Here is a 15,677-nt window from a genome sequence, read left to right as displayed (position 1 = left end):
CCCAGGGTAATGCCCCCGGGGGGGCTCCTGGCGACACCGGGTGCCTCCGGCCCTTCGACCGGGTGCCCGCGGTCCCTTACGGGGCCCGCTGCGGTGCGGAGTGGACCACCGGACGGGGCGCCTTCCCGGTGTCCGGGGCGGTGGCGGCGAAGGCGGTCCAGGCGGCGGCGGCGCCGGCCAGCAGCAGGACCGTGGCCAGCAGGACGGCCAGCAGCCGGCGGCGGCGCAGCAGCGCCTGGCGGTCCCGGCGGTGGGCCGTGGGGGCGGTGCGCTGGGCCCGGGACTCGGCCGCGTAGGAGGCCAGCTCCTGGGCGGAGGGGCGGCGCAGGCTGGTGTGGGTGTCCCGGGTGGAGTCCGGGGCGACGCCCGGCACCAGCGGGACGGCCGGGCCGCGGCGGCGCTTGTGGGTGCCGGGGCCGGCGTCCACCTCGGCGTAGACGGCCTCGCCGGGGGTCAGCAGCTCCTCGGCGGGGGGCCGACCCTGCTGCGGGAGGGCCAGCACCGGGAGCCCGGTCAGGGCGGGCAGCTGCTCGCGCAGCCGCGCGGCCAGCTCGGCGGCGCGCAGCCGGGAGGCCGGGGCCTTGGCCAGGCACTCGGAGATGATCCGCCAGAGGCCGTCCGGCAGGCCGGGGATCGGCGGCACCTGTTCGGTGACGTGGCGGCGCAGCACCGCGCCGGTGTGGCCGCCGCCGAACGGGGTGGAGCCGGCCAGCAGCTCGTAGAGCACGGTGGCGAGGGCGTAGATGTCGACGGCGGCGCGCGGCTCCAGGCCCTCGATGATCTCGGGGGCGAGGTAGTCGGGGGTGCCGATGATCCGGGTGGCGCGGGTGCGGCGGGGGGCGTCGACCAGACGGGCCACGCCGAAGTCGGTCAGCTTGGCGCGCGGGGCGCCGCCGGGGCCGGGGGCGGCGGCGAGGTCGAGCAGGACGTTCTCGGGCTTGACGTCGCGGTGGACGATCCCGGCGGCGTGCGCGGCGGCCAGGCCGTCGGCGACGTCCGCGATGACCGAGACGGCGGTCTGCGGGGCGAGCGCGCCGTCGCGTTCCAGCCGGGAGCGCAGGTCGGTGCCCTGGACCAGCTCCATGACCAGGGCGAGGTCGCTGCCGTCGACGACCATGTCGCGCACGCCGACCACCCGGGGGTGGTCGAGGCTGGTCAGCGCGGCGCGCTCCTGGACGAAGCGGCCGACCAGCACCTGGTCGGCGGCCAGGTCCTCGCGCAGCAGCTTGACCGCCACCGGGCCGTCCGGCCCCTCGCCGAGCCAGACCGTCCCGGCCGAGCCCCGGCCGATCACCTGGTGGACGGTGTAGCGGCTGCCGATCTTGCGTGCCAATGCTGCTCCGTGGGCGGCGGGAGCGCGCGGGGAGGGTCCGGTGCGCTCGATGGGGCGGGACAACAGCGACCAACCTACGCGCCCGGACCCCCTCCGCGGGCCGCCTGAGGGGGTCCGGCGGGCACTGACGGGCGAGAAATGTTGTGAATTATCGACAAAGCGTCAATGTCGCTGCCGGGCCCGGCGCCTGGCGTCCGCACCGGGCCCCGGCCGTCACTTGTTCGAGCCGAGGACGCTGCTCACCCAGTCGCTCGCGCTGTTGAACCAGTCCTGGACGTTGGCCCAGTACTCCGGCAGCGGCGTGAAGTTCCACAGCGCCACCGCGGCCACGGCCAGCACCAGCAGGACCATCAGACAGCCCTTCAGGCAGCCGAGGCCCGGGATGTACATCCGGTTGCGGCTACGCCGGCGCGGCTCGCGGGGCGCCGGCTCCCGGCGGGCGGGCTGCGGCGGCGCCTCCCGGCGCTGCGGGGGCTCGCGGTGCTGCGGCGCGGGCGGCTCGGCCCGGCGCGGCGTGGCGGGCGGAGCGGGCTGGTAGCCCTGCGGCGGTCCGGCCGGCGGCTGCTGCGGGCGGCCCTGCGGCTGCCGGTACGGCTGCGGAGGCTGGTAGCCCTGCGGCGGGCGGCCGTGCTGCGGGGGCTGGTTGTAGCCGCCGGGCGGCTGCGGGCGGCCGCCGGGGGCCGGCTGGCCGCCCTGCCCGGCTTGGAAGGGCGGCGGGGCCACCGGCGGGCGCTGGGCGTACCCGGGCGGCGGGGCCTGCCGGTAGCCGCCCGGCGCCTGCTGCGGCTGGTAACCCTGCGGACCAGGCGGGCGGCCGCCCGCCGGGCCGCCCTGCCCGGCCTGGAAGGGCGGTGGGGCGACCGGCGGGGCGTCGAAGTCCTCCGGGTCGTAGTAACCGATCTCGGTCTGCTGGTTGCGGTCCCGGGCGGCGCGCAGCTGGGTCTGCCACGGGTGCGGCGCCTCCGGCTGCGGCGGCCCGGGCGGGACCGGCGGCGCCGTGGGCGGCATCACCTGGGTACGGTCCGCGGCGCCGTACGGGGCGGCCGGCGGCGGCTGGGTGCTCATCACCGCGGTCGCGGCGGCCGGGTCGTACTGCTGGCCCGACTGGGCGGCCGGGCCGGCCGGGAGCACCTGGGTACGGTCCTCGGCGGGCGCGCCGCCGAGGGTGCCGGGAGCGGCGGAGGGCACCGCGGCCGGCTGCGGGTCCGGCAGCAGCAGCGCGCCGACCGCGAGCGCCGCGTCCACCGCCACCGGCGAGGCGTGCACCCCGACCCCGGCCGCGACCACGCGCAGCGCGCGGGCCAGCGAGACGGCGCTCGGCCGCTGCGCGGGGTCCTTGCGCAGGCAGCGCTCGATCACCGTCCAGAGCGGGTCCGGCATGGTGGACGGGCGCTGCGGCTCCTGGGCCAGGTGCGCCTGGAGGATCGCCAGCGGGCCGTCGCCCTGGAACGGCTGCCGGCCGGTGACCAGCTCGTACAGCATGATCCCGGCGCCGTAGACGTCCACCGCGGAGGTCTGCGGGCGGCCCTCGGCGGACTCCGGCGCGACGTAGGCCGGGGTGCCGACGAACTCGTGGGTCCGGGTGATGCCCGGGGAGTCGGCGAGCCGGGCGATGCCGAAGTCGGTCAGCATCGGGTGCATCTGCTCGGTGCCGTCCACCATGGTGGAGGCGAGCAGCACGTTGGCGGGCTTGAGGTCGCGGTGGACGACGCCGTCGGCGTGGCTGGCCGCCAGCGCGTCGGCGACCTGGGCCATCAGCAGGGCGCCGGCGATCGGGCTGAACGGGCCGTTGCCGCGCAGGTAGCGGGCCAGGTCGGGGCCCTCGACCAGGTCCATCACCAGGGCCAGCAGCTCGCCCTCGACGACCAGGTCGCGGACCTTGACGATGTTGGGGTGGGTCAGCCGCAGCAGCAGCGAGCGCTCGCGCAGGAAGCGCATCACCACGTCCGGGTCGGCCGCCAGCTCCTCGCGCAGCACCTTGATCGCGACCGGCTGCCCGGGCTCGCTGCCGGGCACCGCGACATCCGCGCGCACCCGTCCGCGCCAGACGGTGCCGGTGGCCCCTCGTCCGAGGGTCTCCTCAAGCAGATACTTGCTGCCGACTGGCCGCACCTGTCGCACTCCTCGCCGTGCCGCCCGCGCGGGGCGCTCCTCCGCCGGTGCGGTGAGCCTGCCGGGCCCGTGTTCCGGCCACTCTAACGGTGTCCGTTCACGTTTTTGAGGCGACCGGCGAGGGGTTCGGCGCGGGTCTGCGGGACATCCCCTAAGGGGGTCCCGGAGGCCGGCGGCCGGGACCCGGCGGGCGGCGGTTGACCTGACTCCCCGTCGCCCCCACCATGGCGATGATCGCAAGATCGTCAAATCCTGTACCGTGCGCGGACTGTCGGTGACGGATGGCAGGATGACACTCGCCACTCTTGTGGCCCAAAGCCGTCGCGGCGGCCCGCAGGGCGCCAGGCGCCCACGGGCAGGCAGCACAGCCCGGGCAGCAAGCGTCGGCATCAGGCGTCAGCACCAGCAGAAGGGACCGCGGGCGAGATGCAGATCCGGCTGACCGTCCTCCGACCGCGCAGCGGACCGGCCGCCGCCGGATCCGCCATCCCCTACGTGGACGTGCTGGTCACCGCGCCCGTCGGCACCGCGCTCGGCTCCCTCGCGGGCGCGCTGGCGGGCGCCGTGGGCGTGCGCGGCCCACGGGCCGCCACCCATGTGCACCTGTACGCCGGGGCACACCGGGTGGACGAGCACACCCTGCTCGGCCACCCCCCGCTGCTCGACGGCGCCGTGCTCAGCCTCAACGAGCCCGACCCGACCGCCGACGACCCCGACGACAGCCCGGCCGCCGCCGAACTGCGGGTGATCGGCGGCCCCGACGCCGGCGGCGTGCACCGCCTGCACGGCCGGGAGATCCGGGTCGGCCGCTCCGGCGAGGCCCACGTCCCACTCGACGACCCGGACGTCTCCCGGCTCCACCTCGCCCTCCACCTCGGCGAGGACGGCCGGGTCGCCGTCCGCGACCTCGGCTCCACCAACGGCACCACCCTGGACGGCCGGATCGTCCCGCCCGGCCCGGCCGAGGAGGCCGTCCCGCTCGACGGCACCGGCCTGCTGCGGATCGGCGAGTCCACCCTCCAGGTCGCCGCCCCGGATCTCCGGGACGGATCCGGGGCGCCCGCCCGCTCGGCGCTCCCCGACGGCCACGGCCACCTCCAGCTCGCCCCGCCCGCCCCGCTGCGCCCCTCGCCCCCCGTGGTCGAACCGCCCGCCGCACCCGAGCCCGCCGCCGGCCGCACCCGCGGCCTGCTCTCGCTCCGGCTCGGCCGCGCCGCCGCGGAGCCGCCCGGCCAGGAGAGCGCCGAGCGCCACCACGCCGCCGTCCGCACCCGGCAGGCCGCCGCCCAGCGCGAGCGCTGGCCCGACCTCGCCACCCTGCTGCTCAACGCCCTCGGCCCGGGCCCCCGGCTCTGGGAGCGCGGCCCCGGCCACCCCGACGCGCTCACCCTGCGCCTCGGCACCGCCGACCGGCCCGGCGGCCCCGGCACCACCCCCGGCGCCGTGCTGCCCGCCGTCCCCGTCACCCTCGACCTCCAGACCGCCGGCAGCCTCGGCCTCAGCGGCCCGCGCGAGCGCCTCGACGCGCTCGCCCGCGCCGTCGTCGCCCAGCTCGCCGCCCTGCACCCGCCCACCGGCCTCAGCCTCGTCGTGGTGGACGCCGACCCGGCCCGGCCCGCGCAGGACCGCGCCGACACCTGGGCCTGGGCGCTCTGGCTGCCGCACCTGCGCCCCGCCGACGGCCAGGACTGCCGGCTGCTGATCGGGCTCGACGACGACCAGGCCACCGCCCGCCTCACCGAGCTCACCGCCCGGCTCAGCGGCCCGACCGGCCTCGGCGGCCACCCCGCCACCGTCGTCGTGGTCGACGGCCGCCCGGCCACCGAGGCCGCCCGGCAGGCGCTCGACCTGCTGCTGCGCCAGGGCCCGGCCGTCGGCATCTTCCCGGTCTGCCTCGCCGAGCAGCCCGAGCTGCTGCCGCGCGGCCTCGGCGCCACCGCCCTGATCACCGGCGAGGTCGGCACCCAGCTCTCCCTCGACCGGCCCGTCGCTCGCGGCCGCGAGACCCTGCACGAGGTCTCGCTGGACGCCGTCTCCGACGCCTGGGCCGAGCGGCTGGCTCGCGTCCTCGCCCCGCTGCGCGAGGCCGTCCCGGCCGCCCGCGGCCCGCTGCCCGACGCGCTGCGCCTGCTCGACCTGCTCCAGCTCGACACCGTCACCCCCGCCAAGCTCTCCGCCCGCTGGGCGGCGCACGCCGGCGGCATCGGCGCCGCCACGGGCCTGCTCGGCACCACCCGGGACGAGCTCTGCACCCTCGATCTGGCCGACCCCGAGCTCACCCTCCCCTCCCCCGACCCGGGCGGCCCGCACCTGCTCATCGGCGGCGCGCGCGGCTCCGGCAAGACCGAGCTGCTGCGCACCCTGGTCGCCTCGCTCGCCGTCTCCGAGCGGCCCGAGCGGCTGGCCGTCACGATCATCGAGGGCCGGGCGGCGGAGGACGGCCTGGACGGCTGCACCGAACTGCCGCACGTCACCGGCCATCTGAACGCCGCCACCGACCCGCGGGCCGCGCTGCTCGCCGCGGAGGCCCTGGAGGACGAACTCGCCCTGCGCGAGCGGCTCTTCGACGGGCTGGACTTCGCCTCCTGGCACGCGGCCAGGATCCTTGACGGAGAGCGGGGCCTTGACGGAGAGCGGGGCCTTGGCGGAGAGCGGGGCCTTGGCGGAGAGCGGGGCCTGGAGGGGGACGACCGCCCGGCCGTCCCGGTGCCCGCCGTGGTCGGGGCGGCCGGCGCCGGACCCGTCCCCAGGGTCGTACAGCCCCGCAGCGGCGACTCCCCCCGGCCGGCCCCCGCCGCCGCACCGGTGCCGGCCCGGCTGGTCGTCGTGGTGGACGACTACGACGCCCTGCTCGCCCCCACCTCCCCCGCCGGCCGTCCGCTCGCCCGGGCACTGGCCGCGGTCGCCCGCCGCGGCGGCCCGCTCGGCGTGCACCTCGCCGTCACCACCAGCCGCCCGGAGGAGAGCGCCGGCACCGAGGTCGACGAGGCCGCCCTGCTCCGGATCGCCCTGCGCACCGACGACCCGGCCGACTCCGACCTGCTCATCCACCTCGGCGACGCGGCCGCGCTCGCCGAGGACACCCCCGGCCGCGGCTACCTGCGGCTGCCCGACGGCGGCGTCACCGCGTTCCAGACCGCCCGGATCAGCGGCCGCATCCCGCGCACCGCGACCCTGCGGCCCACCGTCGTCGCCATAGACCCGCTCCAGCTCGGCGCCCCGCCCGCCCGCCGCCCGGTCCGCGAACTGGGCAACGGGCCGACCGACCTCGCCCTGCTGGCCAGCGCCCTGCAGCGGGCCGCCGGGCGGTAGCCCCCCGGCAGACCGATGGCCCCGGACCGGCTCGCACCGGTCCGGGGCCATCGATTTTGGACGTCCTTGAGCGCGTCCACCGTCGAACCGGCGCCGGACCGCCCTTGTAGGCGAAGTCGATGCAGCCGTCCAGCAGCGAGATCAGCGAGATCACAGGGGCCGCCCGGCCGGACGGCGCCGCACGGCTTCCGGATGGTCAGGAGCAGAACGTGCCGCGCTTGACCAGGGCCAGGCCGGCGACCTTCGCGCCGTCCATGGTGAACTCGTACACCCAGCCCTCGCTGCTCTGCCGGCCCTCGGCGGGCATCTCGAACTTGCCGTCCTTGCCCGGCTGGAGGCCCTTGCCGTCGTAGGCCTGCTTGAGCTCCTCCACCGTCGAGCCGGCGCCGATGCCCTCGGCGGTCCTGGTCCCGGCCGGGGCGACGAGTTCGCGCAGGCCCTCCGTGCCGAACCCGGCCCGGCCAGTCGTCAGGAAGGTGCTGTCCCGGGTCTCGATGGCCGTCTGGAGGGCCTTCGCCGACTTGGAGAGCTCGGACACCTCCTTCATGTCGGCGGCGTCCTGGTCGAGCCGGGCCGCCTGGCGCTTGTAGTACTCCTGCATCTCCTTCAGCGACGCACCCGGCGGCAGCGTCTCCGTCGGCTTCCTCTTGGCCTTGATCTCATCCAGCTTGGCCATCAGCGCGTCGGACTTGGCGCGGGCGTCCGCCTCGGCCGCCATCCGGGCCGGATCCGGCGCCGGGCCGCCCTTGTAGACGAAGTCGGTGCAGCCGTTGAGCAGCGACACCGGGGCCGTCTCCAGGGCGCCGGTGGCCAGCGCCGCTTCCTTGGTCATCCCGGGCTTCAGGCCCTTGTAGCCGCCGGTGCCGAACGGCTCCGGGGGCGGGCTCACGGCCGGTGCCGTTTCTGTGGCAGCGACGGCGGTCTTGGTCCTGTTGTCGCAGGCCGCCACGCCGGTCACGACCAGCGCGGCGGTCAGCACGGTCACCGTCAGACGCCCGGTGCGCGTCATTCCCATGATGATCATCCCCCCTGTTTCCGCAGGCCACCGTACCGAAGCCGGATCTGCGACCCGCATCCGGCTCCCGGCCCGGCGAGGGAGGGCGGTCAGTCCACCCGGAAGCCGCCGTGCTGGGCCGTCTCCTGGAGCCAGTCGAGCCAGAGGGGCCAGATCGGGCCGGCCTCCAGCTCGCGGCGGACGGCGGCGGGCGCGGTGGCGTAGCGGGCCAGGGCTTCGGCGATCTCCTCGGGCCCGACCAGCCAGGGGCCGCCCTCCGTCACCTTGAACTCGGGGATCCCCACCATGCCGAAGACGCGGTGGGCCCGGGCGGCGCGGTCCGCCTCGTTGTGGGCGTCCCGGACGCTCTGGGGTGCGGCGTACCAGTCCGCCAGGCCGCCGAACGGCCAGTCGGGGAAGTCCGGTTCGTCGGCCTCGTAGCTCATCCGGGTGCGGCGCATGCCCTCGCGGCAGACGTCCATCTGGTAGTCGTCGAGGGTCATCCGGTAGTCGGGCACGAGTGCTTCGTACTCCGCCCTGCAGTGCGGTGCGTGCGGGCATTCGGGGAGCCGTTCCACGCAGGTCTCGAAGCGTGCGCGGGCGGAGGCCGCCGGCTCCGGCAGCTGCTCCCACTCCAGGTCGTACTCGATGTCCAGGTCGTCCACGGGCTCCCCCTCCGGGTGGAGCAACAGAATAATCCGGTAGTCGGCCACCAGCGTCTCTGCCGAACGCCTCCTGGTCCCCCGCCCGCACCCGGGCTCGTATCGACAGTTCCACGACCTCCGGCTGTCCGCAGGGGCCAGCCGGTTCCCGATCGGCTGCGGCGTGTTCACGGCAGCAACGAGGACGGGCCCGCGTCCGAGGACGCGGGCCCGCCGTTACCGACTCCGGATCGTCAGCGCATCGACCCCGTGCGGAGCAGGGTGCGGATGACGCGCATGGCCACCGACAGGCTGGACAGCTCGTAGTTGTCCGAACCCCTTATGTCGTCGAGCGTGCTCTTGGCGCGGTTCAGCAGGGTGGAGTTGAGGTCCGCCCAGGCGGTGTACCGCTCCTCGGGGGTGGCGCCCTCGGGGCCGCAGGCCAGGATGTCGGCGGTCAGGGCCGCGTGGGCCGCGAAGAGGTCCTCGCGGATGGCGGCGCGGGCCATCGACGACCAGCGGTCGGTGCGCGGCAGCTCGATGATGCGGTCGAGCAGGTGGGTGATCTGGAGGCGGTCGGCGAGGTCGTAGTACAGCTCGGCGACCTCGGCGACGTCCTTGCCGGACCGGTCCGCGACCTCGGTGATGTCCAGGGTCGGGAAGGTCGAGGAGAGACCGGCGATCCGGTTGGCCAGGGCCTCCGGGACGCCGGCGGCGGCCAGCTCGTTGTAGACCGACTCGAACCAGGCCAGGTCCTCACCGCGCAGCGGCTTGGGCAGCGAGCCCCAGACCTGGTTGACCCGGTCGTGGAAGAACTCGATGGTGGCGGCGATGTCGAGCGGCTGGCGGCGGTTGTTGAGCATCCACCGGGTGGCACGCTCGACGAGCCGGCGCGAGTGCAGCCGCATCTTGGTCTGGGCGCGGGCGGGGACCTGGTTGTCCAGGCCCTCGATCTCGGACCAGATCTCCTCCAGGCCGAAGACGGCCCGCGCGGCGGTGTGCGTCCGGGCGATCTCCTCGTACGTGGCGCCGGTCTCCTCCTTCAGCCGGAAGGCGAAGGTGCAGCCACCGCGGTTGATCGTGTCGTTGACGATCAGCGTGGTGATGATCTCGCGGCGCAGCGCGTGGTTGTCGATCGCGTCGGCGAACTTGGCCCGCAGCGCGCTCGGGAAGTACTCGTGCAGCGCGGTGCGGAAGAACGGGTCGTCGGGCAGCTCGGTGGCGAGCAGCTCGTCGGCCAGCGTGATCTTGGTGTAGGCGAGCAGCACCGACAGCTCGGGCTGGGAGAGGCCCCGGCCGTTCTGCTGGCGCTCGCGGATCTGCCGCTCGGTGGGCAGGAACTCCAGCGCCCGGTCGAGCCGGCCGTCGCGCTCCAGGCGGTTGATCATCCGGGAGTGGACGTTGACCATGCTGACGGCCTGGGCGACCGCGTTGGCCAGCACCACGTTCTGCGCGTAGTTGTTGCGCAGCACCAGGTGGCCGACCTCGTCGGTCATCTCGGCCAGCAGGGCGTTGCGCTGCTTGACCGTCATGTCGCCGTCGGCGACGACCTGGTTGAGCAGGATCTTGATGTTGACCTCGTGGTCCGAGGTGTCCACGCCGGCCGAGTTGTCGATGGCGTCGGTGTTGATCCAGCCGCCGCCCCCTTGACCGACCGAAGGGGCCTCGGGGCCGCCGGTGGCCGCGTACTCGATGCGGCCGAGCTGGGTGCAGCCGAGGTTGCCGCCCTCGCCGATGACCCGGGCCCGGACCTGCTCGCCGTTGACCCGGATGGCGTCGTTGGCCTTGTCGCCGACCTCGGCGTTGGTCTCGGCCGAGGCCTTGATGTAGGTGCCGATGCCGCCGTTCCAGAACAGGTCGACGGGCGCCTGCAGGACGGCCTTCATCAGCTCGGCCGGGGTGAGCCGGGACTCCTCGATGCCGAGCGCGGCCCGGACCTGCGGGCTGAGCTGGATCGACTTGGCGCCGCGCGGGAAGACGCCGCCGCCCGCCGAGATCAGCGACTTGTCGTAGTCGTCCCAGGAGCTGCGCGGCAGCTCGAAGAGGCGGCGGCGCTCGGCGTAGGAGGTGGCCGCGTCCGGGTTGGGGTCGAGGAAGATGTGCCGGTGGTCGAAGGCGGCGACCAGGCGGATGTGCTCGCTGAGCAGCATGCCGTTTCCGAAGACGTCACCGGACATGTCGCCGATGCCGACGACGGTGAAGTCCTGGGTCTGGGTGTCGTGGCCCAGCTCGCGGAAGTTGCGCTTGACCGACTCCCAGGCGCCGCGGGCGGTGATGCCCATGCCCTTGTGGTCGTAGCCGGCCGAGCCGCCGGAGGCGAACGCGTCGCCCAGCCAGAAGCCGTACGACTCGGCGACACCGTTGGCGATGTCGGAGAAGGTCGCGGTGCCCTTGTCGGCGGCGACGACCAGGTAGGTGTCGTCCTCGTCGTGGCGGACCACGTCGGCCGGGTGCACGACCGCGCCGCCGACCAGGTTGTCGGTGATGTCGAGCAGCGCCGAGATGAACGTCTTGTAGGACGAGATGCCCTCGGCCAGCCAGGCGTCGCGGTCCACCGACGGGTCCGGCAGCTGCTTGGCGACGAAGCCGCCCTTGGCGCCGACCGGCACGATGACGGTGTTCTTCACCATCTGCGCCTTGACCAGGCCGAGGATCTCGGTCCGGAAGTCCTCACGCCGGTCGGACCAGCGCAGGCCGCCGCGGGCGACCTTGCCGAAGCGCAGGTGCACGCCCTCGACCTGCGGCGAGTACACCCAGATCTCGAACGCCGGGCGCGGGGCCGGCAGGTCCGGGATGGCCTTCGGGTCGAACTTCATCGACACGTAGGAGTGCCACTCGCCGGTGCCGTCGTGCTGGAAGAAGTTGGTTCGCAGGGTGGCCTTGATGAGGTGCAGGAAGGAACGCAGGATGCGGTCCTCGTCCAGCGAGACGACCTCGTCCAGCGCGCCGGACAGCTCCTCCACGATGCCCTCGGTCAGCTCGGCGGAGCCCTGCTGGTGACTGGGGCTCAGCCGGGCCTCGAAGAGGTTGACCAGCAGGCGGGTGGTGTGGGTGTTGTTGCGGAGCGCGTCCTCCATGTAGTCCTGGGAGAACGTGGAGCCCGCCTGGCGCAGGTACTTGGCGTACGCGCGGAGCATCATCGCCTGGCGCCAGGTCAGCCCGGCGGTCAGCACCAGCTCGTTGAAGCCGTCGTTCTCGGCCCGACCGGTCCAGGTGGCGGCGAAGGTCTCCTGGAAGCGCTCGCGCGCCTCGTCGGTCAGGTCGACGGCCTCGCGCAGCCGCAGGCCGAAGTCGTACACCCAGGCGGTGGTGTGGTCCGAGCGGGTCAGCGCGTACGGGTGCTCGTCGAGCACCTCGACGCCCAGGCGCTGCAGGACCGGCAGGACCTCGGTGAGCGAGATCGGGCCGCCGACCCGGTAGATCTTGAAGCGGCGCTCGTCGTCGCCCGCGCCGACCGGCTGGTACAGGTTCAGGCGGAAGTCGCCCTCGCCGTGCAGCGACTCGATCTGCTTCAGGTCGGCGACGGCGGTGCGCGCGGTGAAGTCGGCGCGGTAGCCGTCCGGGAAGGCGTTGGCGTACTTGCGGGACAGCTCGGCGGCCCGCTCCTCGCCCAGCTCCAGGTGCAGCTGGTCGTTGAAGCCGTCCATCCAGAACCGGGCGGCCTCGGCGAGCTTGCCCTCGATCCGCTCGACCTCGGCGTCGGTCAGGTGCGGCAGCTCGCTGCCGGGGGTGACCCGGACGACGAAGTGCAGACGGGTCAGCACGGACTCCGTCGACCAGACCGTGTAGTCGATCGAGGCGCCGTTGAGCTCCTGCATCAGGATGTCCATCAGGCGCAGCCGGATGCGGGTGGTGTAGCGGTCGCGCGGCAGGTAGACCAGCGCGGAGAAGTACCGCCCGTACTCGTCCTGGCGCAGGAACAGCCGCAGTCGGCGGCGCTCCTGCAGGTAGAGCACGCTGGTGGCGATCTGGAGCAGCTCGGCGGCCGGGGTCTGGAAGATCTCGTCCCGGGGGAAGGTCTCCAGGATCTGCAGCAGGTCGCGGCCGTCGTGGCTCTCGGTGGAGAAGCCGGAGCTGGCGATGACGTCCTGGACCTTGCGCCGGACGACGGGGATGCGGCTGACCGACTCGGTGTAGGCGGCGGCGGAGAAGAGGCCGAGGAAGCGGCGCTCGCCGATGACCTCGCCGTTGGCGTCGAACTTCTTCACGCCGACGTAGTCGAGGTAGGCCGGGCGGTGCACGGTGGCGCGGCTGTTGGCCTTGGTGAGGACGAGCAGCTTCTTCTCGTGCGCCTTGGCGCGGACCGGCGCGGAGAGCCGGCCGAAGGCCTCGCTCACCGGGTGGTGGTCGTCGTCATGGCTGATCGGGTCGGAGCGCAGGATGCCGAGGCCGGTGCCGGCGACGGCCTTCAGGACCTCCTCGCCCTCGTGCTCGACCAGGTCGTACTCGCGGTAGCCGAGGAAGGTGAAGTGGTCGTCGGCGAGCCAGCGCATCAGCTCCCAGGCCTCGCCGACCTCCTGCTCGGGCAGGTGGGCCGGGGGCTCCTCGGCGAGCTCGTCGGCGAGCCGGAGCGCGGAGTCGCGCATCTTCGACCAGTCCTCGACGACCTCGCGGACGTCGCCGAGCACGCGGCGCAGGTTGGTCTCGATCTCGCGGAGGTCCTCGCGGTCGGTCTCGCGGTCGATCTCGACGTGCATCCACGACTCGACCACGGCGTCGGCGGGCCACTCGGCACCGGCGGCCTGGCTGCGGGCGCAGGCGTCGATGTCCAGGATCTCCAGCAGCTTGCCGGTGATGTCACGGCGGACGACCAGCTGGGGGTGGATCACGATGTGGATCGCGCGGTCCTGGCGGGACAGCTCGTTGGTGACCGAGTCGACCAGGAACGGCATGTCGTCGGTGACGACCTCGACCACGGTGTGGCCGCAGGACCAGCCGTTCTCCTCCACCGAGGGGGTGTGCACCCGCACCTCGGCGGTGCCCTGCGGGCGCTTGAGCCCGAGCCGGTAGTGCGAGGCGGCCGCGCCGTACACGTCGACCGGGTCGCGGTTCACCAGGTCCTCGGCCGCGGTGTGCAGGTAGTAGTGGTGCAGGTACGCGGTCAGAGCGCCGTTGCTCAGGCCCTCCCCCGGCGCCGCTCCCCCCACCTGGCTGTTCTCAGCGGCTGCTGCTGCCTTCGTGAGCAGTTCGGCCTTGGCTGCGTCCAGCTTGGTCTGCATGACTTCTTGGCTCCTGTCGCGCGCCGTTGCGTGACTCGGTGGTGTGTGGATGTGCACCGCCGGGTCCACCGCAATCCTGCCGCACCGACCGACTGAAAGGCCTTCATGGCACGCATGAAACACCTCTGCAGCGGGTAGGACGAGACGTTCGGCCTGCAGCACCCGACGACGCCAGCCAGCCTAACGGGAGGATTTGAAGGTGTCAGGGGACAGGGAGGCACAATCCTGCAGGAAGATCCCTCCGTCCTGGACACCATGTCCAATCCGGCCCGTCATGTTCGCCATCAGCTGGAATGCGTTCACCCACGGCCGTACGGCGTTCACGCTCAGCCCATGTGCGGGTAGCCGTACGCGGTCGGCGGGACGAAGGTCTCCTTGATCGACCGGGCCGAGGTCCAGCGCAGCAGGTTCTGCGCGGCGCCCGCCTTGTCGTTGGTGCCGGACGCCCGGCCGCCGCCGAACGGCTGCTGTCCGACCACGGCGCCGGTCGGCTTGTCGTTGATGTAGAAGTTCCCCGCCGTGAACCGCAGCTCCTCCACCGCGCGGGCGATGGCGTAGCGGTCCTGGGCGATCACCGCCCCGGTCAGGCCGTACGGTGCGCCGGAGTCGACCCGCCCGAGCACGTCGTCCCAGCGGGCGTCCTCGTAGACGTGCACGGCCAGGATCGGGCCGAAGTACTCGGTCCGGAACATCTCGTTGCGGTGGTCGGAGGAGACCAGCACGGTCGGGCGGACGAACCAGCCGATCGCGTCGTCGTACTGACCGCCGGCCGCCAGTTCCACCGTCGGGTCGCTCTTGGCCCGCTCGATCGCGTCGCGGTTCTTCTCGAAGGCCCGCCGGTCGATCAGCGCGCCCATGAAGTTGGAGAGGTCGGTGACGTCGCCGACGGCCAGCGCGTCCACCTCGGCCAGGAAGTCGTCCTTGATCTTCTGCCAGAGGCTGCGCGGCAGGTAGGCACGGGAGAGCGCCGAGCACTTCTGGCCCTGGTACTCGAAGGAGCCCCGGATCAGCGCGGTCTTCAGGATCTCCGGGTCGGCCGAGCGGTGGGCGAGCAGGAAGTCCTTGCCGCCGGTCTCGCCGACGATCCGCGGGTACGTCCGGTAGCCGCCGATGTTCGCGCCGATGGTCTGCCAGAGCGACTGGAAGGTGGCGGTGGAGCCGGTGAAGTGCAGCCCCGCCAGGCCCGGGTCGGTCAGCGCCACCGCGGAGAGCTGCTGCCCGTCGCCGGTCACCAGGTTGATCACCCCGGGCGGCAGGCCGGCCGCCTCCAGCAGCCGCATCAGGTGGTGGGCGGCCAGCGTCTGGGTCGGCGCCGGCTTCCAGACCACGGTGTTGCCCATCAGCGCGGGCGCGGTCGGCAGGTTGCCGGCGATCGCGGTGAAGTTGAACGGGGTGATCGCGTAGACGAAACCTTCCAGCGGGCGGTGGTCGGTGCGGTTCCACACCCCCGGCGAGGAGAGCGGCTGCTCGGCCAGGATCTGGCGGGCGAAGTGCACGTTGAACCGCCAGAAGTCGATCAGCTCGCAGGCGGAGTCGATCTCGGCCTGCTGGGCCGTCTTGGACTGGCCCAGCATGGTCGCCGCGTTGAGCGTCTCCCGCCAGGGCCCGGCCAGCAGATCGGCGGCGCGCAGGAAGACCGCCGCGCGATCGTCGAAGGAGAGCGAGCGCCACTCCCGCCCGGCCACCAGCGCCGCGTCCACCGCCGCCCGGGCGTCCTCCCGGGTGGCGTTGCCGAGCACGCCCAGCTTGGCCGCGTGGTGGTGCGGCTGGACGACGTCGATCCGCTCACCGCCGCCGAACCGCTGCTCACCGCCGATCGTCATCGGCAGCGGGATCTGCTCGGCGGCCAGCTCGTCCAGCCGGCGCACCAGCCGGGCCCGCTCCGGGCTGCCGGGCGCGTAGCCGTGCACCGGCTCGTTGCCCGGGACGGGGACCTGGGTGACTGCGTCGATGGGCATGGCGGCTCCGCTCGTCCTGGTGGCCGGGCCCACAGCGGCCCGGCGTCAATCCAGACTGACCAGCGGCGGGCCGGTTCGCCTGCTCAGACACGCCACCGGCGGACGTGG

Annotated in this window: 7 protein-coding genes; 1 reads left to right on the top strand and 6 read right to left on the bottom strand. The window is 73.9% G+C overall.

The features are described from left to right. Positions 1-76 precede the first annotated feature (76 nt). Positions 77-1,333, bottom strand: a complete 1,257-nt coding sequence (locus tag ACZ6NC_RS10570) for a serine/threonine-protein kinase (RefSeq protein WP_465731069.1) — start codon at positions 1,331-1,333, stop codon at positions 77-79. 213 nt (positions 1,334-1,546) lie between these two features. Continuing rightward, positions 1,547-3,445, bottom strand: a complete 1,899-nt coding sequence (locus ACZ6NC_RS10565) for a serine/threonine-protein kinase (RefSeq protein ID WP_465731067.1) — start codon at positions 3,443-3,445, stop codon at positions 1,547-1,549. Between the two features lie 426 nt (positions 3,446-3,871). Between ACZ6NC_RS10565 and ACZ6NC_RS10560 the strand changes: the two genes are divergently transcribed. Beyond that, on the top strand, positions 3,872-6,757 hold the full coding sequence (locus ACZ6NC_RS10560; RefSeq protein ID WP_465731065.1) for an FtsK/SpoIIIE domain-containing protein: 2,886 nt from the start codon (positions 3,872-3,874) through the stop codon (positions 6,755-6,757). Positions 6,758-6,953: 196 nt separating this feature from the next. Here the strand turns inward: ACZ6NC_RS10560 and ACZ6NC_RS10555 are convergent, their stop codons facing one another. The 4 genes from ACZ6NC_RS10555 to pruA all read right to left on the bottom strand — a co-directional run bounded on the left by ACZ6NC_RS10555 (position 6,954) and on the right by pruA (position 15,563). After that, entirely contained in the window at positions 6,954-7,766 is an 813-nt protein-coding gene (locus ACZ6NC_RS10555) for a hypothetical protein (protein ID WP_465731063.1), read from the bottom strand. 95 nt (positions 7,767-7,861) lie between these two features. Next, a complete protein-coding gene (locus ACZ6NC_RS10550; protein ID WP_465731061.1) occupies positions 7,862-8,416 on the bottom strand; it encodes a hypothetical protein in 555 nt (184 codons plus the stop codon). 230 nt (positions 8,417-8,646) lie between these two features. Then, the gene (locus tag ACZ6NC_RS10545) at positions 8,647-13,611 is read right to left on the bottom strand and encodes an NAD-glutamate dehydrogenase (RefSeq protein ID WP_465731059.1); all 4,965 of its coding nucleotides are present in this window, start codon (positions 13,609-13,611) and stop codon (positions 8,647-8,649) included. A gap of 326 nt (positions 13,612-13,937) precedes the next feature. Further along, complete coding sequence (gene pruA / locus ACZ6NC_RS10540) at positions 13,938-15,563, bottom strand: L-glutamate gamma-semialdehyde dehydrogenase (protein WP_465731354.1); 1,626 nt, start codon at positions 15,561-15,563, stop codon at positions 13,938-13,940. Positions 15,564-15,677 lie beyond the last annotated feature (114 nt).

It is taken from the genome of Kitasatospora sp. NPDC041988, from assembly GCF_055588525.1.
This window is presented reverse-complemented; position numbering and strand designations above follow the sequence as displayed.